The sequence below is a fragment of the Sphingobium sp. B8D3A genome (assembly GCF_025961995.1).
GTDB lineage: Bacteria > Pseudomonadota > Alphaproteobacteria > Sphingomonadales > Sphingomonadaceae > Sphingobium.
On record NZ_JAOQOS010000001.1, the window covers coordinates 2,344,795 to 2,371,212 of the forward strand.

The following is a 26,418-nucleotide window of genomic DNA, read 5'->3' on the forward strand; positions in this document are numbered from 1 at the left end:
TACCAGCGCTGGACATTAGGAAAGAGGGTCCTGCTCCCTAGCAAAATCAACATCTTGTTAACTTCCTGCGCGTTACATCGCCGCGGGGAAAATTGCCGGCCCGTCGGTTCGGCGTTCTAAGGCTTGATATGGACCCGCGCCCGCTTGATTTCGTTGAGACCGGCCTTTCCGCCCGAGTGCTTGCGCTTGTGGAGAGCGAAGGGTCCGCGACACATTCCTACTGCGCGCCCGTGCTGGCCGGCGAGCGGATATCCTTTGCGCGGCACTCGGCCGACTTTGCGGACTTCATCCACCTTCTCGTTCTGCTCCACGGCCAGATACCGGGCGTTGTCGATCATGCGGCTGTTCACACAGCAGAGCCGGTCGCCCGCGATTGGCTGATCCGCTCGACCAGCGCCTTCGCCGAAGAGCGCGACTATATGCATCGCCTCTGCGCTGCGGCCGGGCCGGTGCCGAGCACGCCGCGCCATAGTGAGGCGACTGCGGCCATCGCCCAGCAAAGCCACGCGATTGAGATGCTTGCTCAATCGGAACGGCGCGGTTGCGCGCTCGGCACGGCGATCACGCTGGTGCTGGAATGGCAGGCCCTCCGCAAGATCCTCGACGTCGGTGCGCTCAGCCTCGGCATCGAGCCGGCCGAAACCACCCTCCCCAGCCAGTCTGACACGGTGGCTCTGCTGGACGACCTTCCCCAGGTCGAGCGCTTCTCGCGTGCCGTGCAATTCGGCGCCGATCAGTTGCTCGTGCAGCATCGCGGCATGTGGAACTTGCTCAAGGCCAGGGCTGGCGCGCGACAGAGCAGCCAGTAAGATCGATTGAACGCCGGACTTATGCCGGCATGGCCTTTCTCCGGCTCATCACCGACCCCATGCTGGCCGTCACAACCATCGCGATGCCGGCGAGTTGGATGGCGCTGAGACGTTCGTCCAGCATGAGTAGCCCGGCCAGAACGGCGAAGGCCGGTTCGAGGCTGGTCAGCACCGCAAAGTTACGCGCTGGCAGCCTCGGCAACGCATAAAGCTCCAGCGTTAAGGGAATGGCTGCGGACAGGATCGCCACCAGCAGTGCGAGCGGAAGCAAGGCGGGCGTGAAGAGACCCACCCCGTTCTGCATCATGCCCACCGGTACGACGAGAAGCGCGGCCACGCAGAGCGACAAGGCCGCACCCCCGGCGCCAAATGATGTTGCAACCCTGCGGCCGCACAGGATGTAGCCTGCCCAGCAGGCTGCAGCGATGAGCGCGAACAGCAGCCCCACCGGTTCCAGCGCGCCTTTTGCGCCACCGCCACCCACCAGGCACCAGATGCCGAGACCCGCCAGCGCGACCCAGAACAAGTGGACGGCACGCTTCGCCATGCAGGCGGCGAGCGTCAATGGCCCTAGCGACTGAATGGAGATTGCGATGCCCAGCGGCAGATGCGCGATGGCGAGGTAGAAAAAGAGAATAGCCCCCGCAACGCAGGTACCAAGGCCCAGCAGCGCCAGCCAGTCCGGCCGCGCAGGCCACGCCCGCCACGGCCGGACCAACACCAGCAGAATGAGCGCCGCGAACAGGATGCGCAGGGCTGACGCGCCGATCGGCCCGACCACGGGATACAGCCCCTTGGCGAAAGCCGCCCCGAACTGGAAACAAGCCGTCGAACCCACCACAGCCAGCACCGGCAACAGCGCCAGCCCCGCCGCTGGTTCTGGGCCACGCTCCATCGTCGCGCCGCTCAGTAAAGCAGATGTGCCGCGCGGGTCTCCGCCCAGGCACGTTCGTCAGCCTCCGCGAGGTCATCGAGGTCCGCTGGCGTCGCCGCACCATCGTCCACCCACTCGCGCAGCAAGGGCGATCCGTTGATCACGTCTATGGGCAGCTTGCCAAGCTCATACTCATAGGGAAAATCGCGCCAGAGCGGATAGTCCGGGTACAGTGCCCGGATCGCCTTGAAGGCCAGTGCCTGCACCCGCCATGGGCGGAAGGTCTGATGTGCGTAAGCCGGCCCTTCGGCGTGGATATGGACGCCGGCGCACAAGGTGCCGACATGCTTGTGAAAGGTCGGCTCGAACCAGCAGTCGCGCAGGATGCATCCGTCCAGCCAATGCGGGGCCAGCGCCTGCATCCTGGCGATCACCGCCCGGGCATCGATATCGGGCGCGCCGAATAGCTCCAGCGGGCGGGTGGTGCCGCGCCCTTCCGATAGCGTCGCGCCTTCCAGCATCACCGTCCCGGCATAACAGCGGGCCATGTTGAGATTGGGCGCGTTGGGACTGGGATTGACCCAGATGCGCTCGGTGGGCCAGCCGAACCCCGGGGCCGCCTCGGGCGCGTAATCCTGCATAGCGATTACGCGATAATCCACGTTCAGCCCGAAATGTGCGATGAACCAGTGCCCCAGCTCGCCCATGGTGAGGCCATGGCGCATGGGCATCGGCCCGGCACCGACGAAGCTCTCCCAGCCTGACCTCAGCGTCAGACCCTCGATGGGCCGCCCGGCGGGATTGGGCCGGTCCAGCACCCACACGCTCTTGCCGGCCTTTTCCGCCGCTTCGAGCAGATAGAGCAAAGTCGTCACGAAGGTGTAGATGCGACACCCCAGATCCTGCAGGTCGACGAGGAATATGTCGGCCGAGTCCATCATCTGCGCAGTCGGCCGGCGCACCTCGCCATACAGGCTGAACACCGGAATGCCGTGGGCAGGATCGATGAAATCCGGCGATTCCATCATATTGTCCTGCTTGTCGCCCCGCAGGCCGTGCTGCGGCCCCATGGCGGCAGTCAGCCGGATGTCGCCACAGGCCGCGAGCGCGTCGAGCGCATGGGTGAGGTCCGCGGTGACGGAAGCTGGATGCGCCAGCAGACAGATGCGCTGGCTGGCAAGCGGTGCACGCAGCGCGGGGTCGGCCAGCAGGCGATCGAGACCGGTGAGAAAGCTCATGCCCGGTCCACTGGCGGAAGCCGCAGCGCGAAGCAATCCCGGTGGTGAAAGTCTGGCCGTCCGGGTGGATGCGCCAGCGCCCAATAGCTCAGAGTCCCGTTCGCCTCCTCGATGACCGCGCTGGCGCCGATCGCCCCTGATCGATCCCAGACCAGAGCGTCCTCGGCCAAGCGGATGGACAGTGACAGCCGCTCGGCATCTGCCGCCTGCACGATGTGCGGCGCCGGGATCTCGAGAGGCTTCATGCCGGTGCGATAATGGTCGAAATGATAGGCCGCGAAGGCGCCGGAAGGCGAGAAATTATACTCGGCATAGGCATCATCGTCCTGCGCCACGAACAACTCGAAACAAGTGGTGCGCCATAGCTCATCGGTATGAATGCCTGGCGCGGCCTTGGGCAGACGCAGATCGGCAATCCGACCCATCGCCACGAAGCCGATCTCCCAACCATGATCGTCGGTCAGCTCAATCTGCATGCCCAGCGCCGCCAGTGCATCGCAGGGCGTATCCGGATGGCAGACCAGAGCGGCGCGGGCCAAAATACTACTCATCCTTCCCATCCCATGCTAAGCGCCCCCGCGTTTCAATAACCCCGCGCTTCCCAAAGGGCGATCATGACAAGCTACAAGTCCGACCTGCTGAACCTGCTCGAAGAGCGGGGCTATATCCACCAGATTACTGATGCAAGCGCGCTGGATGCGCTCGCCGCCAGGCAGGTCGTTCCGGGCTATATCGGCTTTGATCCTACGGCGCCCTCGCTGCACGTCGGCTCGATGGTGCAGATCATGCTGCTGCGCCGCATGCAGCAGACCGGCCACAAGCCCATCGTGCTGATGGGTGGCGGGACCGGCAAGGTTGGCGACCCCAGCTTCAAGGATGAAGCGCGCAAGCTAATGACCGTCGAGACGATCAACAGCAACATCGCTTCCATCAAGACGGTGTTCGAGAACTTCCTGACCTTCGGCGATGGTCCGACCGACGCGATCATGGCCGACAACGCCGAGTGGCTGGACGCGCTCGAATATCTGCCGTTCCTGCGGGATTACGGCCAGCACTTCTCGGTCAACCGGATGCTCAGCTTCGATTCGGTCAAGCTGCGGCTGGATCGCGAGCAATCGCTGAGCTTCTTGGAGTTCAATTACATGATCCTCCAGGCCTATGACTTCCTCGAGCTTTCCCGTCGGGCGGGTTGCCGGCTGCAAATGGGCGGATCGGACCAGTGGGGCAATATCGTCAACGGTATCGAGCTCTCGCGCCGGGTGGATGGCACGGAAGTCTACGGCGTCACCACGCCGCTCATCACCACAGCCGACGGCGGCAAGATGGGCAAGACGATGGCGGGCGCCGTCTGGCTGAACGAGGCGATGCTGCCGCATTTCGACTATTGGCAGTTCTGGCGGAACACCGACGATCGCGATGTCGGGCGGTTCCTGCGCCTGTTCACCGATGTGCCGATGGACGAAATCCGGCGGCTCGAAGCGCTGCAAGGCGCGGAGATCAACGAAGCGAAGAAGATCCTCGCCAATGAGGCTACGGCGCTTTGCCGTGGCCGGGCCGCTGCGGATGGCGCTGCCGAAACCGCCCGCCTCACCTTCGAGCAAGGCGCGGCGGCGGCTGCGGATTTGCCGACCGTCCACGTCTCGGAAGGCAGCATCGCCCTGGTCACGGCCCTCACCCAGGCCGGGCTGGCCGCCTCCAATGGCGAGGCGCGCCGCAAGATTGCCGAAGGCGCCGTCCGCGTCGACGACGAGCCGGTACGCGACGAAAAGCATCTGATCGAGATTGGCGGGACGCCGGTGAAGCTCAGCCTCGGCAAGAAGCGGCACGCTCTGCTCAGCCGCTAAGCTGCCGGAGCGGGGCGTTCGCGCCTCGATTACGCCGAGTTTATCAGATGTTTACCGGTGACTGACAGGATCAGACTCCGACTGGGAGTCTGATCCATGACGTTTGCCTTCTCGATGGACGAGCCGCGCCGCTACGAACGGGACGCCGTGGAAAGCCCCGTGCAGATCTGGGGGGGCACCCTACCGCCATCGCCGGCCGTGCTCATCAACATTTCGCCGAGCGGCTGCATGATCCGCTGCGATCAACTGGTGTCGATCGGCGAAAGCCTCACCATCGATGTGCCGCAGATCGGTATGTTGCGGGGGCGCGCGATCTGGGCGAATAGTGCGCGCCTCGGTGTCGAATTCGAGTCCGCGATCGCGGACAAGGAGTATGACATCATGCTCCTGCGGCTGAAGGGCCCCGATCATCCCGGCCGCTGACCCTCATGCCAGCCGCGCCGGAGCCTGAACGATGGGCGACGAAGCATGGAGCCGGGCTGTCCGATCCGAGCTGAGTCACAGCCGGCGCCGCGTCGTTTCACGCGACGCCATCTCCTTCCAGACCCATGTATCCCGGCCGCGCGGCGCGGACCCCGTCGAGGTCGAGCTGATCGACTTTTCGGTCTGGGGATTTCAGGCCCGCTGCGGTTTCGCACGCTTTGAGCGGGGCGAACCCGTCGCCCTTCGCCTGCCGCTCATCACCACGCAGGATGCGCAAATCCGCTGGAGCCTGCGGGGATGCTTTGGCGCGCAATTCCTCCAGCCCATCGATGCGCGGGCCTATCTCGATATTCTGGCACGCATCACCCGGCCCCAGACCGACGGCTGACGCTCAGCCGCTGGCGAGCAGACTGATCGCCGCATCCCGCTCGAACAGATAGAGGCACAGCCGCGCGGCCTGCCCGCGCGGGGAGGCCAGCCCGCCATCGCGGTCTATGAGCAGCCGGGCATCGTCGTGCGCTGCATCCAGCAGCGACTGGATCTGTTCCGGGCTGGCCAGCCGAAAGCGCTGCTCGCCCGATTGGCGCGTACCGAGGATTTCGCCAGCCCCGCGCAATTTCAGATCTTCCTCTGCGATGCGGAAGCCATCATTGGTCTCCCGCATCAGGGCGAGACGCGAACGCGCCGTCTCGGAGAGGTTGCTCCCGTGCAGCAACATGCAGAAACTGCGCTGATCGCCGCGCCCCACGCGCCCGCGCAACTGGTGCAGCTGCGCAAGGCCGAAGCGCTCCGCCGCTTCCACGATCATCAGCGTGGCATTGGGCACGTCCACGCCGACCTCGATCACCGTCGTCGCAACCAGCAGCTTGAGCTGCCCGCGCGAGAAGGCCTCCATGACCGCATCCTTCTCCGGGCCGGGCATCTGCCCGTGGACCATCCCGACGACATCCGCGCCGAACCGCGCCTTGAGCATCGCAGCGCGCGCTTCCGCTGCCGCCTCGTCGCCATCCTCGCTTTGCTCGACCAGCGGGCACACCCAATAGGCCTGACGCCCCGCCGCAATATGGCGGCCGAGTGCGGAAACGATATCCTCCAGCCGATCGTCACCGATGACCCGCGTGTCGATGCTCTGGCGGCCCGGCGGCATCTCATCCAGCCGGGAGACATCCATATCGCCATATTGCGCGAGGCAGAGCGTGCGGGGAATGGGCGTGGCGGTCATCACCAGCAGATGCGGCGTCCGTTCCGCCTTGGCCGTCAGCATCAGCCGCTGCGACACGCCGAAGCGATGCTGCTCGTCAATGACCGCGAGGCCGAGATTGCGATAGGTCACGGCCTCCTGGAAAATCGCATGGGTGCCCACGAGGATATGGATGCTGCCATCGGCCAGCCCCATCAGCGTCGATTCGCGCGCCTTGCCCTTGTCCCGCCCGGTCAGGATCGCGACATTCACCGGCAGGCCCGCCAGCATCGCCTGGAGGCTGGCATAATGTTGGCGGGCGAGAATTTCCGTCGGCGCCAGAAAGGTCGCCTGCGCGCCGGCTTCCACCGCGTTGAGCAGCGCCATCAGGGCAACCAGCGTCTTGCCGGAGCCGACATCGCCCTGCAGCAGCCGCAGCATCGGCACGGCCTGCGCCATATCACCCTCGATCTCGGCAGACGCCCGGCGCTGGGCACCGGTCGGGGCGAATGGCAGGCGCAAGGCGTCGCGCAAGCGCCCGTCCCCGGCCAGCGGAAGCCCGCGCCGGCGGCGGGTCGAGGCCCGCAGCAGCATCAGCGCAAGCTGGCTTGCGAACACCTCGTCATAGGCCAGGCGCTCGCGCGCGGCCTTTGCGCCGGGCGTCTCGTGCGTGGCCTTGAGCGCCTCCTGCCAGCTCGGCCAGCCCTTGTGGGCGCGCAGCCCCGGTTCGATCCACTCATCCAAAGCCGGGCCGCGCTCGACCGATTGCGCGACGAGATCGCGCAGCCGTCCATTGGTGATGCCGTCCGAAAGACCGTAGACGGGCTCGCAATCGGCAATCTGACCCGCCTCTTCCACCGGCACCACATGATCGGGGTGGACGATCTGCAGCTCGTCCCCGAACTGATCGAGGCGGCCGGAGACAAAGCGCGGTTCACCCAGCGGGAAGAGCTTGCGCGGCCATCCGCTGTTCTTGCCGAAATAGACGATGCTCACCGGATCGCCGGCCATATCCACGGCGCGGATGCGGAACGGCGCCCGTGCCGTGCCCGAGGCGCGATAGTCCTGCGCCGTCAGCACCAGCGCGACCATCCGCCCCGTCTCGGCTTCCGCGAGGCGTCGCACGCGCTGCCGCTCGATCCAGCTCACCGGCAGATGGAAAGCAAAGTCGACCACGCGCGTCAAGCCCAGGCGCTCCAGCGGCTTGGCCGAAGCGCTCCCCACGCCCTTGAGCGCCGTGCTTTCCGTGAACAGCGGATTGAGAATGTCGGGCCGCATCGCTATCTGCCCTAGTCGAAGCTGGAGGGCCGGAAAAGTGCCCGCCGGCCAATCATGATAAATCGCGCACCCGAGCGCCGCGCGAAAAGGACCGGACATGATCGACGAGACCCGCCTGCGCCGCCTCAAATTCCGCGCCTGGCACCGGGGCACGAAGGAAGCGGATCTGATGATCGGCGGCTTCTTCGATGCCCACGCCGCGAGCTTCACGCAGAAACAAGCCGATCTGTTCGAGGCGCTGCTCGAGGAAGAGGATGTCGACATCATGGCCTGGGCCATCGGCACTCTTCCCTGCCCCGCGCATTACGAAGGCGCGATGATGGAAGCGATGCGCAGGCTTGATTATGTTCCGATTGCGAAGTGAGATTTCTCTCATGCCCCGCCACCTCCGTTCGGTTCGAGCGTAGTCGAGAACCCGCCGGATAATACCGCCCTATTAGTGCTACCCGTGTCTCGACTTCGCTCGACACGAACGGAAGATCGTCCGAATAATCCATGACCGACATTTCCCGCATCCTCTCGGCCAAGGCGCCGCTTACCCTCTCCGGCGTGCCCGCGGGCTTCCTGCCCGTGCTGCTGGCCGACCTCGCCCGCGCGGCGAAGGAGCGCGCCTGCTTCATCGCCGCCGACGGCCAGATGGCGGACGCGATAGCGCAGACCGTGCATTATTTCGCGCCAGAGCTGGAGGTGGTGAGCATCCCGGCCTGGGATTGCCTGCCCTACGACCGCGCTTCCCCTTCGCTGCGCGCCGCATCCGAGCGGCTGGCTGGTCTGCATGCCTTGCAGGGCAAGCCCAACGGCCCCCAGCTGGTCATCACCACCGTCAATGCGGTCACGCAGAAGACGCTCACGCCCTTTCGCATCCGCCAGATGGTTGCGCGCCTGGCTCCAAACGAGCGGATCGCCATCGACCGGCTGGTCAGCCTGCTTCAATCCAACGGCTATGTCCGCACGGATACCGTGCATGATGCCGGCGAATATGCCGTGCGCGGCGGCATCGTCGATCTATACCCCTCCGGCGAGCCAGGACCGCTGCGGCTCGATTTCTTCGGCGACGAGATCGAGACGCTGCGTCGGTTCGATCCCGCGACCCAGCGTACCACCGGGGCGGTCGATGGCTTCATGCTCCTGCCCGCCTCCGAGGCGCTGCTCGATGAGGAGAGCATCAAGCGCTTCCGCAGCCGCTACCGCGAGATGTTCGGCGCGACCGCCACCGGCGATCCACTCTATCAGGCGGTGAGCGATGGCCGGCGTCTGGCCGGCATGGAGCATTGGCTGCCGCTGTTCGAGGACCGGCTCGTCCCGCTCGCCGAGCATCTGCCGGAGGGAACGCTGTGGATTCGCGAGGGCGGCACCGCTGGCGCGGCCGAAGCCCGCTTCGAGGCGATCCGCGATTATCACGCCAACCGCACGACCGCCGCAGCGGCCTCGCCGGGCAGCTATCGCCCGCTGCAGCCTGATCAGCTCTATCTGACTGCCGATCAGTGGGCACAAAGCATCGAGGCGCTGCCGATCCACCTCACGTCCAGCTTCCACGAGCCCGAGAGCGCCCAGGTGCTCGATTTCGGCGTGGACAGCGCCCGCGACTTCGCGCCCGAGCGGGCGCAGGGCGGCAATGTCTATGAGGCCGTGGCCAAGCATCTGGAGCAAAGCCAGCGCAAGGGCCGCAAGCGCATCATCGCCAGCTACTCCATCGGCGCGCGCGAGCGACTGAAGGGCTTGCTTGAAGACCACGGCGTGCGCGGCGTCACACTGGTCGATAGCTGGCAGGAAGCGCTCGGCGCGCCCCCGGGCCGCGTCGCGCTGGCCGTGCTGCCGCTCGATCACGGCTTCGCCAATGCCGAACTGGAGGTGCTGACCGAGCAGGACATGCTCGGCGATCGTCTGGTGCGGCGCCAGAAGCGGCGCAAGAGCGCGGACGCCTTTCTCGCGGAACTCGCCACGCTCACACCGGGCGATCTTGTCGTCCATGTCGATCATGGCATCGGGCGCTATGAGGGCCTGACCTCGATCCCGGTCGGCAAATCGCCGCATGATTGCGTGGCGCTGGCTTATGCCGGCGGCGACAAGCTCTACGTGCCGGTCGAGAATCTCGACGTGCTCTCGCGCTACGGTTCGGGCGAGGATGCGGTCGCGCTGGACAAGCTCGGCGGCGAGGCCTGGCAACGCCGCAAGGCGCGGATGAAGGAGCGCATCCGGGAAATCGCCGGAGAGCTGCTCGCCACCGCCGCCCAGCGCGCCTTGCGTGCCGCCCCTGCTTATGAGGTGGAGAGCGCCGGCTACCCCGCCTTTGTCGACCGCTTCCCCTATGAGGAAACCGAGGATCAGGACCGCGCGATCAGCGATGTGCTGGACGATCTGGCCGCCGGCAAGCCGATGGACCGGCTGGTTTGCGGCGATGTCGGCTTCGGCAAGACGGAGGTCGCGCTGCGCGCCGCGTTCGTCGCCGCAATGGCCGGGGCGCAGGTTGCGCTGATCTGCCCGACCACCCTGCTCGCGCGCCAGCATCACCTCAATTTCGAGGAGCGGTTCCGCGGCTTCCCGCTCAAGGTCGGGCGCCTCTCGCGCCTTGTCGGCACCACCGAGACCAAAGCGACCAAGGATGGCCTGGCCGACGGCACCATCGACATCGTGATCGGCACGCACGCGCTGCTGACCAAGGGGCTCGAGTTCAAGCGGCTCGGGCTGGTGATCGTGGATGAAGAGCAGCGCTTTGGCGTGGTCCACAAGGAGCGCCTCAAGCAGCTCAAGGCAGACGTCCATGTCCTCACCCTCACCGCGACGCCGATCCCGCGCACGCTACAAATGGCGATGAGCGGCCTGCGCGAGCTGTCCGTCATCCAGACGCCGCCCGTGGATCGCCTCGCCGTGCGCACCTATGTCATGCCCTGGGATGACGTGGTGCTGCGCGAGGCGCTGCTGCGCGAGCATTATCGCGGCGGCCAGACCTATTTCGTCGTGCCGCGTATCTCGGACATGCCGGACATGGAGGATTTCCTCCGAGAAAAGGTGCCCGAAGTGCGCGCCATTTCCGCCCATGGCCAGATGTCGGCCAGCGAGGTCGAGGAGCGCATGTCCGCCTTCTACGAGCGCAAATATGATGTGCTGCTCTCAACGACCATCGTCGAATCCGGTCTCGATATCCCGAGCGCCAACACCATCATCATCCATCGCGCCGATCGCTTCGGCCTCGCGCAGCTCTACCAGCTGCGCGGCCGCGTGGGCCGATCCAAGACGCGCGCCTATGCCTATATGACGACTCCCGCCGATCGGCTGACGACGGAGACGGCCGAAAAGCGGCTCAAAGTCCTGTCCGATCTCGATACGCTGGGCGCCGGCTTCCAGCTTGCGAGCCATGATCTCGACATTCGCGGTGCGGGCAATCTCGTCGGTGACGAGCAGAGCGGCCACATCAAGGAGGTTGGCTTCGAGCTTTACCAGTCGATGCTGGAAGAGGCGATCATGGAAGCCAAGGCCGGCGGTGCCGCGCTCGCCCCGGCACCGGACAAGTCCTCGCCGCAGATCAATGTCGAGGCGCCGATCATGATCCCGGAGGATTATGTGCCGGATCTCGACCTGCGCATGGGCCTCTATCGCCGCATCAACGAGCTGGAGGACAAGGGCGCCATCGAGGCCTTCGCCGCCGAGCTGATCGACCGCTTCGGCCCGCTACCGGACCCTACCCAGAATCTGTTGACCCTAATCGACGTGAAGCTCAATTGCCGCAAGGCCGGCATCGCCAAGATCGACATCGGCCCGCGCGGCGCGCTGGTGAGCTTCCAGAACGACCAGTGCCGCAATCTTCCCGGCCTGATCGGCTACGTCCAGAAACTCGGCGCCATCGCCAAGCTGCGGCCCGACAGCAAGCTGGTCATCCAGCGCGCCTGGGGCGACCCGAAGGCACGGTTGAATGGGGCGCTGAAGCTGAGCCAGGGGCTGGCGAAGAGTATTGGTTGAGGGGTGGATTACCGCGACGGCGCGCGATGTGGAGCATGTGTTGGGGCGGCGCTGAAGGGACGAAGCAGAGAATCCGGATTGTGAGCTTTCCTCGACACTGAGGAGCCATCATGGCTGCTGTCGATAAAAGCTCCCCGCCTGCGAACAAGCTATGGAAATCGGCCTTCTTACCTTTACCGCTCGTGCTGAGTAGGGTCTGAGGAACGTCGCAGGCGCGTATCGAAGAGCCGTATCGAAGCATCCCAGTGCACGGGCCGGTCCTTCGATACGCCGCTTCGACAAGCTCAGCAGCTACTCAGGACGAACGGAGGGAATTCCGACAATCGCTTCGCGCCTGATCAGTCCGTGTTCAACACCAACGTCGGACCACAGCCGTAGCCGCTTTGAAGCGGTGACGAAGGATCGGTGAACGACATGTTCTAGCGTGGGAAGCGGCCGCTCAAGCCGGAACGCGTTTGTCGAAGAATGAACAAGGCTCAGGGATTTTGATAAGTGGGCTGAAATCAACCTTCCAAAGATCAAGTTCGTACAGATCCCCGTCTTGGTCCAGAATCAACCCAACCCTAACTTGCATCCCATCTTCGTCGTAAAAGCCGCAAGAGCCAGCCTCGCCTCCATATGTGCGTTCGAGCTTTTGCGATACAAATGACAGGCTTCCCATCCCGCCATCATCCATCTCCTCAACGAGAAGCTCAGGCGGCAGGGCGTTACTGCACTCGTTCACCTCCCAAAGGTAGGCAACCAACGCCCGCTCTTCAGGCTTAAGAGGGCGACGTGCAGAGTGCATTTAACGTCAAATAAGGGATTCAATATTGACTGCAATGACATGGTATCTGGACAGGCAGGTTTTAAGATTGCCGATGATAGCTGACGTTCTTGCCACCAACCCACTTCACGGCCGCCCCTGGAAGCGTCCCGCCCGAACCGTCCTATTCAATCCATAGCCCATGCGCCCGGTGCCAGTCTTCCAGCCCCTCGTCTGGATAGCCGTCGAAGCACTGGTCGTTCCGCCCGATCTGCGGTTCGACCCAATTCGCCTTTGATCCGAGCATCATGTGCACGAGCGACGGCGCCTTGGGCAAATCGCTGTCGATCGCGGAAGCGAAAGGGTGGAGCAGGTCAGGATACTCCGGGCTGAACACCCAGAGCGCGCTCGCGCAGGACGGGCAGAAGTGCCGCTCGCCGGTGCTGACCTGGCAGCTGCCTTCACCATCGTCCAGCGTAGCGTGATAGATGGCGGTCTCGCCTTGCACCTTGAGCGTGCGCTTGTCGGCGTGGAGATTGATGGCATAGCCGCCACCGCCGGCGGTCTTGCGGCAGATCGAGCAATAACAGCGCAGGAATGGCACCGGCGCGTGGCTGTCGACGGAAAAGCGCACGGCGCCGCATCGACAGGAACCTTCGAGCTTGAGGGGCATGGCACGGTCCTCTTGTGGTGATCGTCTCTCGAGCTGAACCGCTCTTATCTCCGCCGGTTCCCTCAGCGCCCATTGCGCGCTTCCCCTTGCGGCCACTTAATCCTTGATCTGCGCGCGCATCCTCCGCATGGCGAGCGCGCCCGGTGCCCGGCCCATGTCCGGTGGCCGCGTGCCCTGGCAGGAGATGTCCGCCCGTGATCGTTCGCAACCGCCTTGGCTTGCTCGAAGTGCTGTTCGCCTATCGCGGCACGATCATGCCGCATATCCAGCATCGGCTGGCGGGCATCGCCGTGGCCAGCGTGGCGGCCATTCTCGCGGCGCGCGCCTGGCCCGGGCTGTTCGCGCAGATCAGCGGCATTCCATTCGCGCTGATCGGCCTGTCGCTCTCCATCTTCATGAGCTTCCGCAACAGCGCCTGTTATGATCGCTGGTGGGAGGGTCGCAAGCAATGGGGCGCGCTGATCATCGCGAGCCGCTCCTTCGCGCGACTCACCTCCTCGCTGCCTGAGGAGGAACGCACCCCGCTGCTCCGCGGCATCTGCGGCTTCACCAACGGTCTTGCTTCCCGCCTGCGCCAGCATGACGAGGCGGCCGCGATCGGCAGGTGGGTAAAGGATGGGCCTTGGCGCACCTCCCCGAACCCTACCGACACCGTGCTCTACGAGATGGGCGCGCACTGCCTGCACCTGTCCGCAGACGGGCGGATCAACCCGATCCATCATTCGCTCATCGAGGGGCAGCTCAAGGCGCTCAGCGATGTGCAGGCGGCCTGCGAGCGGATCGCCAGCACGCCGGTACCGTTCACCTATTCGCTCATTCTCCACCGCACGACCTACGTCTTCTGCCTGTTGCTGCCTTTCGCCCTGGCTGGTTCGCTGGGCTGGTGGGCCCTCATTCCGGTGCTGGTGGCGAGCTACACCTTCTTCGGGCTGGACGCCTTGGGCGATCAGCTGGAAGACCCGTTCGGCTATGATCCCAACGATTTGCCGCTCGATGCTATGACGCGGACGGTGGAACGCGAAATGCTCGCCCGCCTCGGCGCGACTGATCTCCCCGCGCCCATCGCGCCCGATCAGCACATCCTGACCTGATCGCTCGCTAGCGCAAGGCTGGAGCGCCAGCCCACCGAAACGCGAGATATTCGGCCGATCCGTGTTGACGTGGCTCGATTCGTTTCCTAAACGTTCTCCGTCCGTTCCATATTGGGGAACCACTCATGTTGACCGCCAAGCAACAGCAACTGCTCAGCTACATCAAGCAGCATCTCGATCAGGGTGGCGTCTCGCCCAGTTTCGAGGAGATGAAGGAGGCGCTGGACCTCAAGTCGAAGTCCGGCATCCACCGGCTGATCAGCGCGCTGGAAGAGCGCGGCTTCATCCGTAGGCTGCCCAATCGTGCGCGGGCGCTCGAAATCCTCAAATTGCCGGACGGTATGCCCGTGGCGGAGCGGACGGAAGAGCCGGCGGCGGCCACCAACGTGACCCCGCTGCGCAAGGTGCCCACTGCGCCGGCGCGGACGATCCCCATCGCCGCCAATGACGTGATCGAAATTCCGCTGCATGGGCGTATCGCTGCTGGTCTTCCCATCGAGGCAATGGAGAGCGATACCATGCTGCCCGTCCCGGCCGCATTGCTGGGCGCCGGCGATCATTACGCTCTGGAAGTCTCCGGTGACTCGATGATCGAAGCAGGGATTTTCGACGGTGACTTCGCGCTGATCCAACGGACCGAGACGGCGCGCGATGGCCAGATCGTCGTTGCCCTCATCGACGAGAATGAAGCGACGCTCAAATATTTCCATCATGACGGCCGCAAGGTGAGGCTCGACCCCGCCAATCGCGATCATGAGCCGCAAACCTATGAGGCGCGGCAGGTGCGCATTCAGGGTCGGCTCGCAGGGCTATTGCGGCGCTATAACTGAGACGGGCGGTTTGGGACGCTGGCTCTAGCGCGAGCCGGTGCCCGCTATCCAGGGATGGCGACTGCGCGGGTCGTGGCCCGGCACGATCTCCCGGCTGTCCAGCAGGACCAGTGCGCCCCCCATGGCACTCAGTGCGGGCCGATCCAGCTTTGCCCAGCGCGGCACACATCCGGGCGGCAGGCGTCGGTCGGCAATCACAAGATCAGCCTGTGCGCAGGCGGCCACCAACTCGGGATAGGGAACGAGCAAGCGCGAGCGACTGATCAGCAGGTGAACCGGCGGCTGGCCGGTACGGCCCGGCAATGTCATCGCGCACATGTCCCGCGTGCATCGCGTGTCCGGCGCCTGCGCGAGGGACGCAAACTCGCCGTCATAAGCGCTCGCCTCGGCCAGAGTCGTGCGAACATAGTCCCCGCTTCGGTCCCGCAGCAGTGCCATCCGCCCGTCGCCCAGGCGCACCGCCACATGATGGCCGTCGGCGGTGACGAGCACATCAGCGGACGGTGCCAGAAATGTCAGAAGAAAACCCAAAGCCACCAGAGGCAAGCCCCACCAGCGCAGCGCCGTGTGCCAGAGCATCAGCCACAAGAGGCCGATCATGGCGAGCGCAAAGGCCAGTCCGCTGGAGACGGGCAGCGACAGCGTCGCAAAGGGCTGACTGGCGACACTATGCGCAATCCACAGCAGGAATTTGAGCGCCACGCCGACGACCCACCAGACCGGAGCCCCCAGCCCGACGGCATCGAGTACCAGCGCGAACACCTCGGCGGGCATCACCACGAAACTTGTGAGCGGAATGGCGATCATATTGGCCGCAGCGCCCAGCAGGCCGGAGCGATGAAAATGAGCGAAGGCAATCGGCGTCAGCACCAGCTCCACCAGCAAACCTGTCGCCAGCAAGGCGCCGAGGCTGCGGGTCCAGCGCTTTATCCGCCCCTCGTCGCGTCGCTCGAACAGCCGCCGTGCGGGGGGATATTCGTAAAGCGCCACGATTGCGGTCACGGCAACGAAGCTCATCTGGAAGCTAGGGCCGATGACAGCCTGGGGCCAGAAGATCATCACGATCAGCGCGCCGGTCGCGATCAAGCGCAGCCCGATTGCTTCGCGGCCCAGAGCCATGCCCGCGATCACCAGCAGAGCGGCAATGCAGGAGCGGATCGTCGGCACCTGCGCCCCGGTGAACACAGTGTATCCGATGCCCGCCGCGCCGCCCACGCAGGCGGCGATCATCAGCACCGGCCAGCGCAGCGCAAGGGTCGGCGACAGCGCAAGCAGACTGACCATGATGAGAATCACGCCGCCGATCAGCGCGGAGACGTGCAAGCCACTGATCGAGAGCAGATGGGCAAGCCCGCTGCGCCGCATCGCGTCCGCATCCGCCTCGCTGATCCAGTTCTGATTGCCCGTGGCGAGCGTGATCGCAATCGTCCCTTCCGGCCCCGGCAACCGCGCGGCGATGTGGTGGGCGAGTGACGCGCGCGCATCCCCGCCAGCGGTTGCCGCATCGAGGCGCTGCACTTTGCCGAGTGCCCGCCCGGTAGCGCCGAGGCCGGAAAAATAGGCCGCCCGCGCAAAATCATAAGCGCCCGGCAGGGCAGCCGGTGCAGGCGGCATTAGCCGCGCTCGGACGGCAATGCGGTCCCCTGCGGCAATCTCCTCTGCCATCTGATCGGGCGCCGCGTTGATGCGGACCCGCGCCGGCAGGTCAGGGCGGGACAGCGGCGCGACCTCCAGCCGCACCAGTCCCCGGGCAGCCAAGGGCGTTGCCGAGAGGACTCGAGCCTCCATCTCCACCACCGCGGCGCGCGAAAGTGGCGGCTGCGCCACGAGCAGCGCTTTGGCCCAGATCAGCAGACAGCCCGCCGCCAACAGCACCGCCCCGATGGCCAGCGCAGCAGGCAATCGCCCTCCGCGCCCCACGGCGCCAAAGGCAGCGGCGGCGCCCAGCCAGAAGGCGATCCACGCCATCCACTGCGGTGGCGCAGGCAAGGTGAACCAGGCGATGATCCCGGCGCCCAGCAGGATCGGCACCCACAGCGGTAGCTGCGCCCGCTCGGCCTCCAGCACCGATTCCGTCCGCGCGTGAAGCCGTCCCAACCAGACACTGCTGCGGCGCAACAACGGTATTTGTCGAGCCGGAAAAGGCGTGCTAGGGGCATTCTCGTTCACTAGGAAACCCACCCGCGACATAAGGGAAAAGCAGGCATAGCGTGGCAGAAGGACGGAAACAAACAGGCACGGTCGTCACCCGCTTTGCCCCCTCGCCTACGGGATATCTCCACATTGGCGGCGCACGCACGGCGCTGTTCAACTATCTTTTCGCTCGTCACCACGGCGGCAAGTTCCTGCTGCGCGTCGAGGATACCGACCGCGCCCGCTCGACCGAATCCGCGATCGAGGCGATCTTCGACGGCTTGAGCTGGCTGGGCCTCGCCGGCGATGACGAGCCGGTCTTCCAGTTCGCGCGTGCGGCACGCCATGCCGAGGTCGCCAACGCCCTGCTCGACGCCGGCCATGCCTATAAATGCTTCGCGACTCCCGAAGAGCTGGCAGCCCTGCGCGAGCAGCAACGCGCCGCGCGTCAGCCGATGCGCTACGACGGGCGCTGGCGCGACCGCGATTCCTCCGAAGGCGGCGATACCCCCTATGTCATTCGCCTGAAGGCGGCCCGCGAGGGCGAAACCGTCATCGAAGATGCCGTGCAGGGCCGTGTGGTCGTGCAGAATGCCGAGCTGGACGACATGATCCTGCTCCGCTCGGACGGCACGCCCACCTATATGCTGGCCGTCGTCGTGGACGATCATGACATGGGCGTCACTCATGTGATCCGTGGCGATGACCATCTCAACAACGCCTTCCGCCAGCTCGGCATCATCCGCGCGATGGGCTGGCCCGAACCGGTCTATGCGCACATCCCGCTGATTCACGGGCAGGATGGCGCCAAGCTCTCCAAGCGACATGGCGCCATGGGCGTCGATGCCTATCGTGACGAGCTGGGCATGCTGCCCGAGGCGGTGAACAACTATCTGCTGCGACTCGGCTGGGGTCATGGCGATGATGAGATCATCAGCCGCGAGCAGGCCGTCGAGTGGTTCGATCTGCCGGGCGTGGGTCGCTCGCCGTCGCGATTCGACCTCAAGAAGCTCGAGAATCTGAATGGCCATTACATCCGCGAGGCCGATGACGGTCGCCTCGCTCTGCTGGTCGCCGAGCGGATGGAACCGCTGGCCGACGATGCCGCCGCCGAGGCCCGGCTGCACCAGCTTGCGGCGATCATGCCCGCGCTCAAGCCCCGCGCCAAGACGCTGCTGGAGCTGACTGACGGCGCCGCGTTCCTGTTCGCCAAACGGCCGCTCGCGGTCGAGGAGGCTGCCGCCAAGCTACTCGACGAAAATGCCCGAGCCCTGCTCGGCACGGTGGTCGAGCAGTTGCGGGCGCTGCCCGACTGGTCACTTGAGTCGCTTGAGGCGGCCATACGCGCGATCGCGGAAGAGGCAGGCCTTGGCCTTGGAAAGATTGCACAGCCACTGCGCGTTGCGTTAACGGGACGGACGACGTCGCCCGGTATCTTCGACGTGCTACTCCATCTTGGTCGGGACGAAACCTTGGGCCGCCTGCAGGATCAGGCCGGACTCCTCCAGGCTTCCGGGTCCGGGCCGCAAATTTGAGCAATAAGGGGTGAAGGAATGAGCGACAGCACAGTCAAAATGACCGTCGAGGGCAAGGATCTCGACTGTAAGGTCGTCGAAGGTTCCGTCGGCCCCAAGGTCATCGACATTCGCAAGCTCTATGCCCAGACGGGCATGTTCACCTACGACCCCGGCTTCACCTCGACGGCAAGCTGCGACTCGGCCCTGACCTATATCGACGGTGATGAAGGCGTGCTCCTTCACCGCGGCTATCCCATCGATCAGCTCGCCGAGCAGTCGAGCTTCATGGAAGTCGCCTATCTGCTGCTGCGCGGCTCGCTGCCTTCCAAGGAGGAATTCGAGCTGTTCGAGCGGACGATCACCCGCCACACGATGGTGCACGAGCAACTCTCCACCTTCTTCCGTGGCTTCCGTCGCGATGCGCACCCCATGGCGATCATGTGCGGCGTGGTCGGCGCGCTGTCGGCCTTCTATCACGACTCGACGGACATCACCGATCCGCATCAGCGGATGATCGCGAGCCACCGTCTCATCGCCAAGATGCCGACGCTTGCCGCCATGGCCTATAAATATTCGGTGGGTCAGCCTTTCGTCTATCCGAGCAATGACCTGAGCTACACCGGCAACTTCCTGCGCATGACCTTCTCGGTGCCCGCCGAGGAGTATGTGGTCGATCCTGTGGTCGAAGCAGCGATGGACAAGATCTTCATCCTGCATGCCGATCACGAGCAGAACGCTTCGACCTCGACGGTGCGTCTGGCCGGTTCGTCCGGCGCCAATCCGTTTGCGTGCATCGCGGCCGGCATCGCCTGCCTGTGGGGCCCGGCGCATGGCGGCGCTAACGAAGCGGCGCTCAACATGCTCCGCGAGATCGGCACCGTCGATCGCATCCCGTCCTACATCGCCCGCGCCAAGAACAAGGACGATCCGTTCCGCCTGATGGGCTTTGGCCACCGGGTCTATAAGAACTACGATCCCCGCGCGAAGGTGATGCAGGCGACCGCCAAGGAAGTGCTGGACAAGCTGGGCGTCAGCGACCCCATCTTCGACGTCGCCCGCGAGCTGGAGCAGATCGCGCTGCACGACGACTATTTCATCGAGAAGAAGCTCTACCCGAATGTGGACTTCTACTCAGGCGTGATCCTGTCGGCGATCGGCTTCCCGACGGACATGTTCACCGTGCTCTTCGCCCTCGCTCGCACCGTCGGCTGGGTCGCGCAATGGAACGAAATGATCTCGGACCCAGAGCAGAAGATCGGTCGTCCCCGTCAGCTCTACACCGGCCCGACGCAGCGCGACTATGTGCCGATGGACAAGCGCTGAGCCCCGGCTGGCTTATTCCTGGATTAGAAAAAGGGGCGCCCGAAGCGCCCCTTTTTTTCTTGCCGATCAAATTCGAAGACCAAGCCGCGCCGCAATGGGGCGCGGAAGCTCAGGCCGCCTTGCGAGTCTTGGCCAGTTTCTTGAGCAGCATGTCCCGCTTCAGGCGGGACAGATGGTCGATGAAGAGAATGCCTTCGAGATGGTCCATCTCGTGCTGCAGGCAGGTCGCGAGCAGCCCTTCCAGCTCTTCCTCATGAATCCGCCCCTGCCGATCCATCCAGCTGGCGCGGATGCGCGCTGGCCGCTCGACCTCGGCATATTGGTCCGGCACGGAGAGGCAGCCCTCGTTGTAGACCGAGCTTTCCGGGGAGCCATCAAGGATCTCCGGATTGATGAATACCAGCGGATTCTTGACCGGCGGGGCACCTTCCTCCTCGGACTCGGGCTCCTGCAGATCGATCACCAGCACCCGCTTGGGCACGCCGACCTGAATGGCCGCCAGCCCAATGCCCGGCGCATCGTACATGGTGTCGAACATGTCATCGATCAGCGTCTGCAAATCATCGTCGATCGCCTCGACAGGCGTCGAAATCGTCCGCAGAATCGGGTCCGGGGTCTCAAGGATCGGTCTAATGGCCATGGTGTCCAGATATGAAAGCCAAGGCGCGAGATCAAGCCGTTGTTAACGCTTTGTTCCGATCAGGCTGATCGAACGCGGCAGGATCTGCCCGCGTATCCGCCCCTCAACCAATCGGCCGCCGCGCCCGCAGCGCCTGCGCCAGCGTGCCCTCATCAAGATAATCGAGTTCGCCCCCGACGGGCACGCCATGAGCCAGTTGTGTCAGCCGCACCGGATAGGCCTCCAGCCGCTCCGCGATGTAATGGGCCGTCGTCTGCCCCTCCAGCGTGGCGTTCATCGCCAGCACGACTTCATCGATGCCGCCATCGGCGACGCGTTGGACAAGGCTGGCGATCGACAGGTCTTCGGGCCGCACGCCATCCAGCGCGGAGAGCCGGCCACCCAGCACGTGGAACCGCCCAGGAAACAGGCGCGACTTTTCCAGCGCCCACAGGTCCGCCACATCCTCCACCACGCACAAAGCGCGGGCATCGCGGCGAGTATCGGCGCAGATCGCACAGGGATCGATGGTGTCGACATTGCCGCAGACCGAACAATGCACCATCCGCTCGCTCACGCTTTCCAGCGCGCGCAGCAGCGGCACCATCGCCGCATCGCGCCGTTGCAGCAGGTGCAGCACCGCCCGTCGCGCCGAACGGGGGCCAAGGCCGGGCAGCCGGGCAAGCGCCTGCGTGAGCGCGTCGATCTCTGGCGAGGACATGACTGCCAAATAAGGGCTTGCGCTGCGATGATACAAGCGTTTCAGAGGGCCGCATGAAAGAGCCTTTGCGGATCGTCTTCATGGGAACGCCGGATTTCGCGGTGCCGACGCTCGATGCGTTGATTGATGCCGGTCATTCCGTGGTGGCGGTGTATACGCAGCCACCACGTCCGGCAGGTCGCGGCAAGGCGCCTCGCCCGAGCCCGGTGCAAGCCAGAGCGGAGGCGCTGGGCCTTCCGGTGCGGACGCCCCTTTCCCTGAATGACGCGGCCGAACAGGAGGTCTTCGACGCTTTCGAGGCGGACGTCGCCGTGGTCGCCGCCTATGGGCTGATCCTGCCGATCCCGGTCCTCCACGCCCCGCGCCTCGGCAGTCTCAACGTCCACGCCTCTTTGCTCCCGCGCTGGCGCGGCGCGGCACCGATCCAGCGTGCCATCCTCGCAGGCGACGAGCGCACCGGCGTCACCATCATGGCGATGGCCAAGGGTCTCGATACCGGGCCGATGCTGGCAAAGGTCAGCACGCCCGTGGACGAGAAGACCGCTGGCGCGCTGACCGAGGAGCTGGCGCATGCCGGCGCCGCGTTGATGGTCCAGGTGCTCGATCAGATCGGGGCCTATCCGCCGATCGTCCAACCCGAGGATGGGGTGACCTATGCGGCCAAGATCGACAAGGCGGAGAGCCACCTCGATTTCACCGCCGGGCCAGTCGCGGTCGAACGGCACGTTCGCGCCTTCAATCCCGCGCCGGGCGCATGGTTCGCGCACAAAGGCGAGCGCTACAAGGTTCTGGCTGCCTCAGTCGATTCTCAGCCCGGCCCCGCGGGAACCGTGCTCGACGAGGGTCTGCTGATCGGGTGCGGCGAGCAGGGCTCGCTGCGCCCCACCCTCATCCAGCGCGCCGGCAAGGGCGCCATGGCCACCGCCGATCTGCTGCGTGGCACCGCCATTCCGGTCGGCACGCTTTTGGAATGACCCGCTTCGCTTTCACGGTCGAATATGACGGACGGCCCTATATGGGCTGGCAGCGCCAGGCCCATGGCCCGAGCGTGCAGCAATGCATCGAGGAAGCGCTGGGCCGCATCGCCGGCGGCGCGCCGATCGTCCATTGCGCCGGGCGCACCGACGCGGGCGTTCACGCCCTCGCCATGCGAGCGCATGTCGATCTGGACAAGGCGATCACGCCTTTTCGCCTGATGGAAGCGCTCAATGCCCATCTGCGACCCGAGCCGATCGCCATCCTGACCTGCGAAATCGTGCCGGAGGATTGGCACGCCCGCTTCTCCTGCGTCGCGCGCGCCTATGAGTATCGCATCCTTAACCGCCGCGCGCCGCTCACCTTCGAGCGCGGGCTTGTCTGGCGTGTGCCGCAGGTGCTGGACGCCGAGCGGATGCACGAGGCCGCACAGGCCCTGGTCGGCCGACATGATTTCACCACCTTCCGCTCCGCGCAATGCCAGGCGGACAGCCCCCACCGCACCCTCGCCCGGCTCGATGTCATGCGCGTTGGCGAGCGCATCACCGTTCACGCCAAGGCCCGCAGCTTCCTTCATCATCAGGTCCGCTCGATGGTGGGCTGCCTTGCCTTGGTCGGCACTGGCACATGGTCGCCCGATGACCTCAAGGCGGCGCTGGACGCGCGCAATCGCGCCGCGCTGGGGCATAATGCACCACCGGACGGCCTTTATTTCATTGCGGCGGACTATCCCCTAACCGCCTGACAACACATTGTTAAAGCTCCCGGGCGCAGATTGGATGCTCAGATGGACATGCGAGCGGTGTCGCGAGGCAGGCTAAGACATGGAATTGGGGTATCTTCAGGCTGAACATATGGCGCTGCTCGAGCTGTGCCAGCAAGTCACGAGCCCGGCGACGCAGCGATCCGGCGCGGAGGTGGGCGAACTGATCGCGGTGCGCAGCAAGTTGAACCGCATCTTGATCCGCCATCTGGCCAAGGAGGACAAGCACGTCTATCCGGCCCTGCGCGCCAGCGGCAACGGCAGGATCGCCACGCTCGCCTCGCAATATCACGCGGAGACCGGCCATCTGGGGGATCTATGGGCCGATCTGATGAAGGCCTGGCCGGACTGTCGGATTTTCCAGGAACCCGAAGCCTTTCGCGCCGCCCTCAGGCCCGCGCTGGAGGCTCTGGTCGACCGCATCCAGCGGGAAGAGCAGATGCTCTATCCGGCCTATCTGGAGTCGCAGGGCCTGAGTGGGATCGGGATTGCGCCCGATCAGGCATCAGCCGCCTGACGCGCATCAATCCTCTTCGACCAGCAACTCGGGGGCCGGGGCATGGCCCAAGAAGGCCGCCGGACTCGCACTCGCGCCATAAGCGCCGGCCATGAACAGCGCGACGAGATCGCCGACCGCGACAGGCGGGAGCATCACGGCATCGCCGAGCCGATCCAGTGGCGTGCAGAGGCACCCGACCACATGGACCGGCTCGCTCGCCGGCGGCTCATCGAAGCGGTTTGCCAGCGCTATCGGGTAATTGCGGCGGACCACGGTGCCGAAATTGCCGCTGGCCGCAAGCTGATGGTGCAGGCCGCCATCCACCACGACGAAAGTCTCGCCGCGGCTTTGCTTCACGTCGATCACGCGGCTGAGATAGATGCCGGCCTCCGCCACCAAGAAGCGTCCCAACTCGAGCGCGAACCGGCTCTCGCGCAGGATGGCGGGGCGGTCGGCCAGCAGACGGTTCAGCCCGTCGCCGATGACGGAGATGTCGAGCGGCAAGTCACCGGGGAAATAGGGCACCCCGAAGCCGCCGCCGAGATTGACCAGCGGCGGGCTTAGCCCCACCTCCTCCGACAAGCGCGCGACAAGCTCCATGGTGGCCGACTGGGCCGCAACGATGGCCTGCGCATCCAGCGACTGCGAGCCAGCAAAGACATGCCAGCCGCGCCATTCCGCTCCTGCGGCGATCAGGTGGCGGGTCAGTGCGGCCGCACGATCGGCATCCACGCCGAAGGGCCGCGCGCCGCCGCCCATCCGCATGCCCGAGCCTTTCAACTCGAAATCGGGATTGACGCGCACCGCGAGCCGGGGCCGGACATTGGCGCGTGCAGCCAGCGCGAGTGTGCGCTCAGCCTCGCCTTCCGACTCCAGGTTGATCGTCACGCCCGCCGCAAGGGCATCGGCAAGCTCCCGGTCGGTCTTGCCCGGCCCCGCGAAGCTGATCCGGCTGCCGGCCATCCCGGCTACCCGCGCCATCTCCAGTTCTCCGGCGGAGGCAATGTCGAACCCGTCCACCAGCCCCGCCATGAGTGAGAGAAGCGGCGCGAAGGGATTGGCCTTCATCGCATAATGAAGGTCGACCCCGGCCGGCATGGCCGCCCGCAGAGCCGCCACGCGCTGGCGGAGCTTGCCGGCGTCATAGAGAAAGGCCGGCGTCTCCCCGACCTGATCGATCAGCGCGGCCACGCCCTGTCCGCCGACCAGCAGCATGCCGCCCTCGCTCTCATAACCGGGCGGGATCGGCCCCATCGGCTTGGGCTTGAGGGGCGTCATGCGCCGCCCTCCCCGGCCAGCGCGGCAAGCGCCACGCGGTCGATCTTGCCATTGGGGTTACGCGGCATCTGCGCCAAAATCCTGATCTCCGCCGGTTGCATGAAATTTGGCAGCGTCTGCCGCAGCTGCGCCGCGAGACGGTCGCCGAGCGAGTCGCGATCGGTCTCGCATAATGCCGCTTCCGCCCGCACGAACAGCACGATGGCCTGGCCAAGGCGCTCATCCGCGCGACCAAGCGCACAGGCTTCCGCCACGCCCGCGACGGCCACCGCCGCCTCCTCGACCTCGCTGGGGCTGATGCGAATGCCGGCGCTCTTGATCATCGCGTCGTCCCGGCCGACGAAGCGCAGCAAGCCCGCGCCATCGCGCACCACGGTGTCGCCGGACCACACCGCCATGCCACCATAAGCGGAGGCAGCCGGCGCCGGGCGGAAGCGCTCCGCCGTCCGTGCCGCATCGTGCCAATAGCCTTGCGCCACCAGCGGGCCACTGTGAACCAGTTCGCCGGGCTCATCATCGTCGGTCAAAGTGCCATCTGCCCGCACGACGAGCACTTCCGCGTCCGGTATCGCCTGGCCGATACTGTCCGGGTGGCGATCCAGCAGGTCGGGAGGGAGATAGGTGGAGCGAAACGCCTCGGTCAGCCCATACATGGCGAACACGTCCACACCGGGGAATGTCTCGCGCAAGCGTGCGATCAACGGACGCGTGAGCGCCCCGCCGCTGTTGGTGAGGCGGCGCAAGGCAGCGCGCGCCTCTGGCGGCCAGTCGATCTCGGTCAATTGCACCCAGAGCGGCGGGACGCCGGCCAGCGTCGTGATCGCGTGCCGGGCTGCGACTTTCGCGACCTCCCGCGGCAGCAGATAATCCAGCGGCACCACGCATCCGCCGGCCCACCATGTCGAGAGCAACTGATTCTGCCCATAGTCGAAGCTGAGCGGCAGGAGCGCGAGAGTACGGTCCGTCGCGTCGAGGCCGAGGTAGCCGGCCACCGACCGCGCGCCGATCATCAGATTGGCGTGGCTGAGCATCACGCCCTTGGGCCTCCCGGTCGATCCCGATGTATAGAGAATCTCGGCCAGATCGCCGGGGCGTCCCGTGCCGGGCGGCAACGTCGCGGCGTCCGCATCCTCAATCACAGCGAGCAGCGCGGCCTCTTCCACGCGCGCCACAGCCTCGGCCAGATCGCCTGGCTCCAGCGTCCCTAGCCGCGCTGGCTGCGAGATCAGCATCCCCGCGCCGCTATCCCGCACGATATGGGCAACCTGCGCCCGCTTGAGCAGCGGATTGATCGGCACATAGACATGCCCGGCCCGCACCACGGCCAGGGGCAGCAGCGCTGCCAGAAGGCCCTTGGGCAGCCACGCCGCCACCCGACTGCCGGCGGGCGCGCCTGCCCCGTCGAGACGCGCGGCGAGCAGGTGCGCGAGCCGCCCCACCAAGTGCTCCATCGTCGCATAATCGATCGCGCCGAACTTGCCCGCCAGAGCAATGGCAGTCGGCTCGCCCTGCTGCGTCAGATGGTCGAGGGGCGGTGGCATCCTCCGCCCATATCATGTTCTTTCAAGGCATGAATAGGCGCGCACGTGGCGAACGTGGATCGGCCGCAACAGTCGGGCAAGATCGGCCCGGCCCCGCATCGCCATGC

Annotated in this window: 24 protein-coding genes; 13 read left to right on the forward strand and 11 right to left on the reverse strand. The window is 65.4% G+C overall.

What is annotated here, in order from left to right:
* Window positions 1-128: 128 nt before the first annotated feature.
* Entirely contained in the window at window positions 129-809 is a 681-nt protein-coding gene (locus M2342_RS10915) for a DUF6975 family protein (RefSeq protein WP_264579096.1), read from the forward strand.
* A gap of 19 nt (window positions 810-828) precedes the next feature.
* Here M2342_RS10915 and M2342_RS10920 read toward each other — a convergent pair whose 3' ends face one another.
* From M2342_RS10920 to M2342_RS10930, 3 genes are read right to left on the reverse strand one after another with little or no spacing between them, the layout of a single operon-like run.
* Window positions 829-1,704, reverse strand: a complete 876-nt coding sequence (locus M2342_RS10920) for an EamA family transporter (protein WP_264579097.1) — start codon at window positions 1,702-1,704, stop codon at window positions 829-831.
* An 11-nt stretch (window positions 1,705-1,715) separates the two neighbouring features.
* Window positions 1,716-2,921: a DUF1343 domain-containing protein gene (locus M2342_RS10925; RefSeq protein WP_264579098.1), complete on the reverse strand. Its 1,206-nt coding sequence runs from the start codon at window positions 2,919-2,921 to the stop codon at window positions 1,716-1,718.
* On the reverse strand, window positions 2,918-3,472 hold the full coding sequence (locus M2342_RS10930) for a DOMON-like domain-containing protein (RefSeq protein WP_264579099.1): 555 nt from the start codon (window positions 3,470-3,472) through the stop codon (window positions 2,918-2,920). Before M2342_RS10930 ends, M2342_RS10925 begins: the two co-directional genes overlap by 4 nt.
* 63 nt (window positions 3,473-3,535) lie before the next feature.
* Here M2342_RS10930 and tyrS point away from each other — a divergent pair, with 63 nt between their 5' ends.
* The 3 genes from tyrS to M2342_RS10945 all read left to right on the forward strand — a co-directional run bounded on the left by tyrS (window position 3,536) and on the right by M2342_RS10945 (window position 5,576).
* Window positions 3,536-4,765, forward strand: a complete 1,230-nt coding sequence (tyrS, locus tag M2342_RS10935) for a tyrosine--tRNA ligase (protein ID WP_264579100.1) — start codon at window positions 3,536-3,538, stop codon at window positions 4,763-4,765.
* A gap of 96 nt (window positions 4,766-4,861) precedes the next feature.
* Window positions 4,862-5,188, forward strand: coding sequence for a PilZ domain-containing protein (locus tag M2342_RS10940; RefSeq protein WP_181559932.1), 327 nt, complete (start codon window positions 4,862-4,864; stop codon window positions 5,186-5,188).
* 31 nt (window positions 5,189-5,219) lie between these two features.
* A complete protein-coding gene (locus tag M2342_RS10945) occupies window positions 5,220-5,576 on the forward strand; it encodes a hypothetical protein (RefSeq protein ID WP_264579101.1) in 357 nt (118 codons plus the stop codon).
* Window positions 5,577-5,579: 3 nt separating this feature from the next.
* On the opposite strand, the gene recG is transcribed toward M2342_RS10945, so the two are convergent.
* Window positions 5,580-7,646, reverse strand: coding sequence for an ATP-dependent DNA helicase RecG (gene recG, locus M2342_RS10950; RefSeq protein WP_264579102.1), 2,067 nt, complete (start codon window positions 7,644-7,646; stop codon window positions 5,580-5,582).
* A 97-nt stretch (window positions 7,647-7,743) separates the two neighbouring features.
* Between recG and M2342_RS10955 the strand changes: the two genes are divergently transcribed.
* Together M2342_RS10955 and mfd are read left to right on the forward strand one after the other, a co-directional pair.
* Entirely contained in the window at window positions 7,744-8,010 is a 267-nt protein-coding gene (locus tag M2342_RS10955) for a succinate dehydrogenase assembly factor 2 (RefSeq protein ID WP_181559935.1), read from the forward strand.
* A gap of 131 nt (window positions 8,011-8,141) precedes the next feature.
* Window positions 8,142-11,603 (forward strand): transcription-repair coupling factor, encoded by a 3,462-nt coding sequence (gene mfd, locus M2342_RS10960; protein WP_264579103.1) that lies wholly within the window; start codon window positions 8,142-8,144, stop codon window positions 11,601-11,603.
* A 439-nt stretch (window positions 11,604-12,042) separates the two neighbouring features.
* On the opposite strand, the gene M2342_RS10965 is transcribed toward mfd, so the two are convergent.
* Together M2342_RS10965 and M2342_RS10970 are read right to left on the reverse strand one after the other, a co-directional pair.
* Window positions 12,043-12,390: a DUF6984 family protein gene (locus M2342_RS10965; RefSeq protein ID WP_264588499.1), complete on the reverse strand. Its 348-nt coding sequence runs from the start codon at window positions 12,388-12,390 to the stop codon at window positions 12,043-12,045.
* Window positions 12,391-12,532: 142 nt separating this feature from the next.
* Window positions 12,533-13,021 carry a GFA family protein gene (locus M2342_RS10970; protein ID WP_264579105.1) on the reverse strand — a complete coding sequence of 163 codons (489 nt, stop codon included), beginning with the start codon at window positions 13,019-13,021 and terminating at the stop codon, window positions 12,533-12,535.
* Window positions 13,022-13,215: 194 nt separating this feature from the next.
* Here M2342_RS10970 and M2342_RS10975 point away from each other — a divergent pair, with 194 nt between their 5' ends.
* Both M2342_RS10975 and lexA read left to right on the forward strand, forming a co-directional pair.
* The gene (locus M2342_RS10975) at window positions 13,216-14,112 is read left to right on the forward strand and encodes a bestrophin family protein (protein ID WP_264579106.1); all 897 of its coding nucleotides are present in this window, start codon (window positions 13,216-13,218) and stop codon (window positions 14,110-14,112) included.
* A gap of 125 nt (window positions 14,113-14,237) precedes the next feature.
* Complete coding sequence (gene lexA, locus M2342_RS10980; RefSeq protein ID WP_264579107.1) at window positions 14,238-14,942, forward strand: transcriptional repressor LexA; 705 nt, start codon at window positions 14,238-14,240, stop codon at window positions 14,940-14,942.
* A gap of 24 nt (window positions 14,943-14,966) precedes the next feature.
* On the opposite strand, the gene M2342_RS10985 is transcribed toward lexA, so the two are convergent.
* Window positions 14,967-17,039, reverse strand: coding sequence for a ComEC/Rec2 family competence protein (locus M2342_RS10985; RefSeq protein ID WP_264579108.1), 2,073 nt, complete (start codon window positions 17,037-17,039; stop codon window positions 14,967-14,969).
* Between the two features lie 113 nt (window positions 17,040-17,152).
* Between M2342_RS10985 and gltX the strand changes: the two genes are divergently transcribed.
* Both gltX and M2342_RS10995 read left to right on the forward strand, forming a co-directional pair.
* Complete coding sequence (gene gltX, locus M2342_RS10990) at window positions 17,153-18,610, forward strand: glutamate--tRNA ligase (RefSeq protein WP_264579109.1); 1,458 nt, start codon at window positions 17,153-17,155, stop codon at window positions 18,608-18,610.
* Window positions 18,611-18,628: 18 nt separating this feature from the next.
* Complete coding sequence (locus tag M2342_RS10995) at window positions 18,629-19,915, forward strand: citrate synthase (RefSeq protein ID WP_264579110.1); 1,287 nt, start codon at window positions 18,629-18,631, stop codon at window positions 19,913-19,915.
* A gap of 109 nt (window positions 19,916-20,024) precedes the next feature.
* Here M2342_RS10995 and def read toward each other — a convergent pair whose 3' ends face one another.
* Both def and recR read right to left on the reverse strand, forming a co-directional pair.
* Window positions 20,025-20,555 (reverse strand): peptide deformylase, encoded by a 531-nt coding sequence (gene def, locus M2342_RS11000; protein WP_264579111.1) that lies wholly within the window; start codon window positions 20,553-20,555, stop codon window positions 20,025-20,027.
* A gap of 103 nt (window positions 20,556-20,658) precedes the next feature.
* On the reverse strand, window positions 20,659-21,255 hold the full coding sequence (recR, locus tag M2342_RS11005; protein ID WP_264579112.1) for a recombination mediator RecR: 597 nt from the start codon (window positions 21,253-21,255) through the stop codon (window positions 20,659-20,661).
* A gap of 65 nt (window positions 21,256-21,320) precedes the next feature.
* Between recR and fmt the strand changes: the two genes are divergently transcribed.
* The 3 genes from fmt to M2342_RS11020 all read left to right on the forward strand — a co-directional run bounded on the left by fmt (window position 21,321) and on the right by M2342_RS11020 (window position 23,510).
* Window positions 21,321-22,229: a methionyl-tRNA formyltransferase gene (fmt, locus tag M2342_RS11010; RefSeq protein WP_264580034.1), complete on the forward strand. Its 909-nt coding sequence runs from the start codon at window positions 21,321-21,323 to the stop codon at window positions 22,227-22,229.
* On the forward strand, window positions 22,226-22,975 hold the full coding sequence (truA, locus tag M2342_RS11015) for a tRNA pseudouridine(38-40) synthase TruA (protein WP_264579113.1): 750 nt from the start codon (window positions 22,226-22,228) through the stop codon (window positions 22,973-22,975). Before fmt ends, truA begins: the two co-directional genes overlap by 4 nt.
* Window positions 22,976-23,054: 79 nt before the next feature.
* Complete coding sequence (locus M2342_RS11020) at window positions 23,055-23,510, forward strand: hemerythrin domain-containing protein (protein WP_264579114.1); 456 nt, start codon at window positions 23,055-23,057, stop codon at window positions 23,508-23,510.
* Between the two features lie 6 nt (window positions 23,511-23,516).
* On the opposite strand, the gene M2342_RS11025 is transcribed toward M2342_RS11020, so the two are convergent.
* A complete protein-coding gene (locus M2342_RS11025; protein WP_264579115.1) occupies window positions 23,517-24,770 on the reverse strand; it encodes a pyridoxal-dependent decarboxylase, exosortase A system-associated in 1,254 nt (417 codons plus the stop codon).
* Window positions 24,767-26,311, reverse strand: coding sequence for an AMP-binding protein (locus M2342_RS11030; protein ID WP_264579116.1), 1,545 nt, complete (start codon window positions 26,309-26,311; stop codon window positions 24,767-24,769). The genes M2342_RS11025 and M2342_RS11030 overlap by 4 nt, the downstream gene beginning before the upstream one ends.
* Window positions 26,312-26,418: the final 107 nt, after the last annotated feature.

Excerpts from the sequence above, each read along its gene's own strand:
- M2342_RS10915 (WP_264579096.1), top strand. The coding sequence starts at position 129 with ATGGACCCGCGCCCGCTTGATTTCGTTGAGACCGGCCTTTCCGCCCGA.
- M2342_RS10920 (WP_264579097.1), bottom strand. The coding sequence starts at position 1,704 with ATGGAGCGTGGCCCAGAACCAGCGGCGGGGCTGGCGCTGTTGCCGGTG.
- M2342_RS10925 (WP_264579098.1), bottom strand. The coding sequence starts at position 2,921 with ATGAGCTTTCTCACCGGTCTCGATCGCCTGCTGGCCGACCCCGCGCTG.
- M2342_RS10930 (WP_264579099.1), bottom strand. The coding sequence starts at position 3,472 with ATGAGTAGTATTTTGGCCCGCGCCGCTCTGGTCTGCCATCCGGATACG.
- tyrS (WP_264579100.1), top strand. The coding sequence starts at position 3,536 with ATGACAAGCTACAAGTCCGACCTGCTGAACCTGCTCGAAGAGCGGGGC.
- M2342_RS10940 (WP_181559932.1), top strand. The coding sequence starts at position 4,862 with ATGACGTTTGCCTTCTCGATGGACGAGCCGCGCCGCTACGAACGGGAC.
- M2342_RS10945 (WP_264579101.1), top strand. The coding sequence starts at position 5,220 with ATGGGCGACGAAGCATGGAGCCGGGCTGTCCGATCCGAGCTGAGTCAC.
- recG (WP_264579102.1), bottom strand. The coding sequence starts at position 7,646 with ATGCGGCCCGACATTCTCAATCCGCTGTTCACGGAAAGCACGGCGCTC.
- M2342_RS10955 (WP_181559935.1), top strand. The coding sequence starts at position 7,744 with ATGATCGACGAGACCCGCCTGCGCCGCCTCAAATTCCGCGCCTGGCAC.
- mfd (WP_264579103.1), top strand. The coding sequence starts at position 8,142 with ATGACCGACATTTCCCGCATCCTCTCGGCCAAGGCGCCGCTTACCCTC.
- M2342_RS10965 (WP_264588499.1), bottom strand. The coding sequence starts at position 12,390 with ATGCACTCTGCACGTCGCCCTCTTAAGCCTGAAGAGCGGGCGTTGGTT.
- M2342_RS10970 (WP_264579105.1), bottom strand. The coding sequence starts at position 13,021 with ATGCCCCTCAAGCTCGAAGGTTCCTGTCGATGCGGCGCCGTGCGCTTT.
- lexA (WP_264579107.1), top strand. The coding sequence starts at position 14,238 with ATGTTGACCGCCAAGCAACAGCAACTGCTCAGCTACATCAAGCAGCAT.
- M2342_RS10995 (WP_264579110.1), top strand. The coding sequence starts at position 18,629 with ATGAGCGACAGCACAGTCAAAATGACCGTCGAGGGCAAGGATCTCGAC.
- def (WP_264579111.1), bottom strand. The coding sequence starts at position 20,555 with ATGGCCATTAGACCGATCCTTGAGACCCCGGACCCGATTCTGCGGACG.
- recR (WP_264579112.1), bottom strand. The coding sequence starts at position 21,255 with ATGTCCTCGCCAGAGATCGACGCGCTCACGCAGGCGCTTGCCCGGCTG.
- truA (WP_264579113.1), top strand. The coding sequence starts at position 22,226 with ATGACCCGCTTCGCTTTCACGGTCGAATATGACGGACGGCCCTATATG.
- M2342_RS11020 (WP_264579114.1), top strand. The coding sequence starts at position 23,055 with ATGGAATTGGGGTATCTTCAGGCTGAACATATGGCGCTGCTCGAGCTG.
- M2342_RS11025 (WP_264579115.1), bottom strand. The coding sequence starts at position 24,770 with ATGACGCCCCTCAAGCCCAAGCCGATGGGGCCGATCCCGCCCGGTTAT.
- M2342_RS11030 (WP_264579116.1), bottom strand. The coding sequence starts at position 26,311 with ATGCCACCGCCCCTCGACCATCTGACGCAGCAGGGCGAGCCGACTGCC.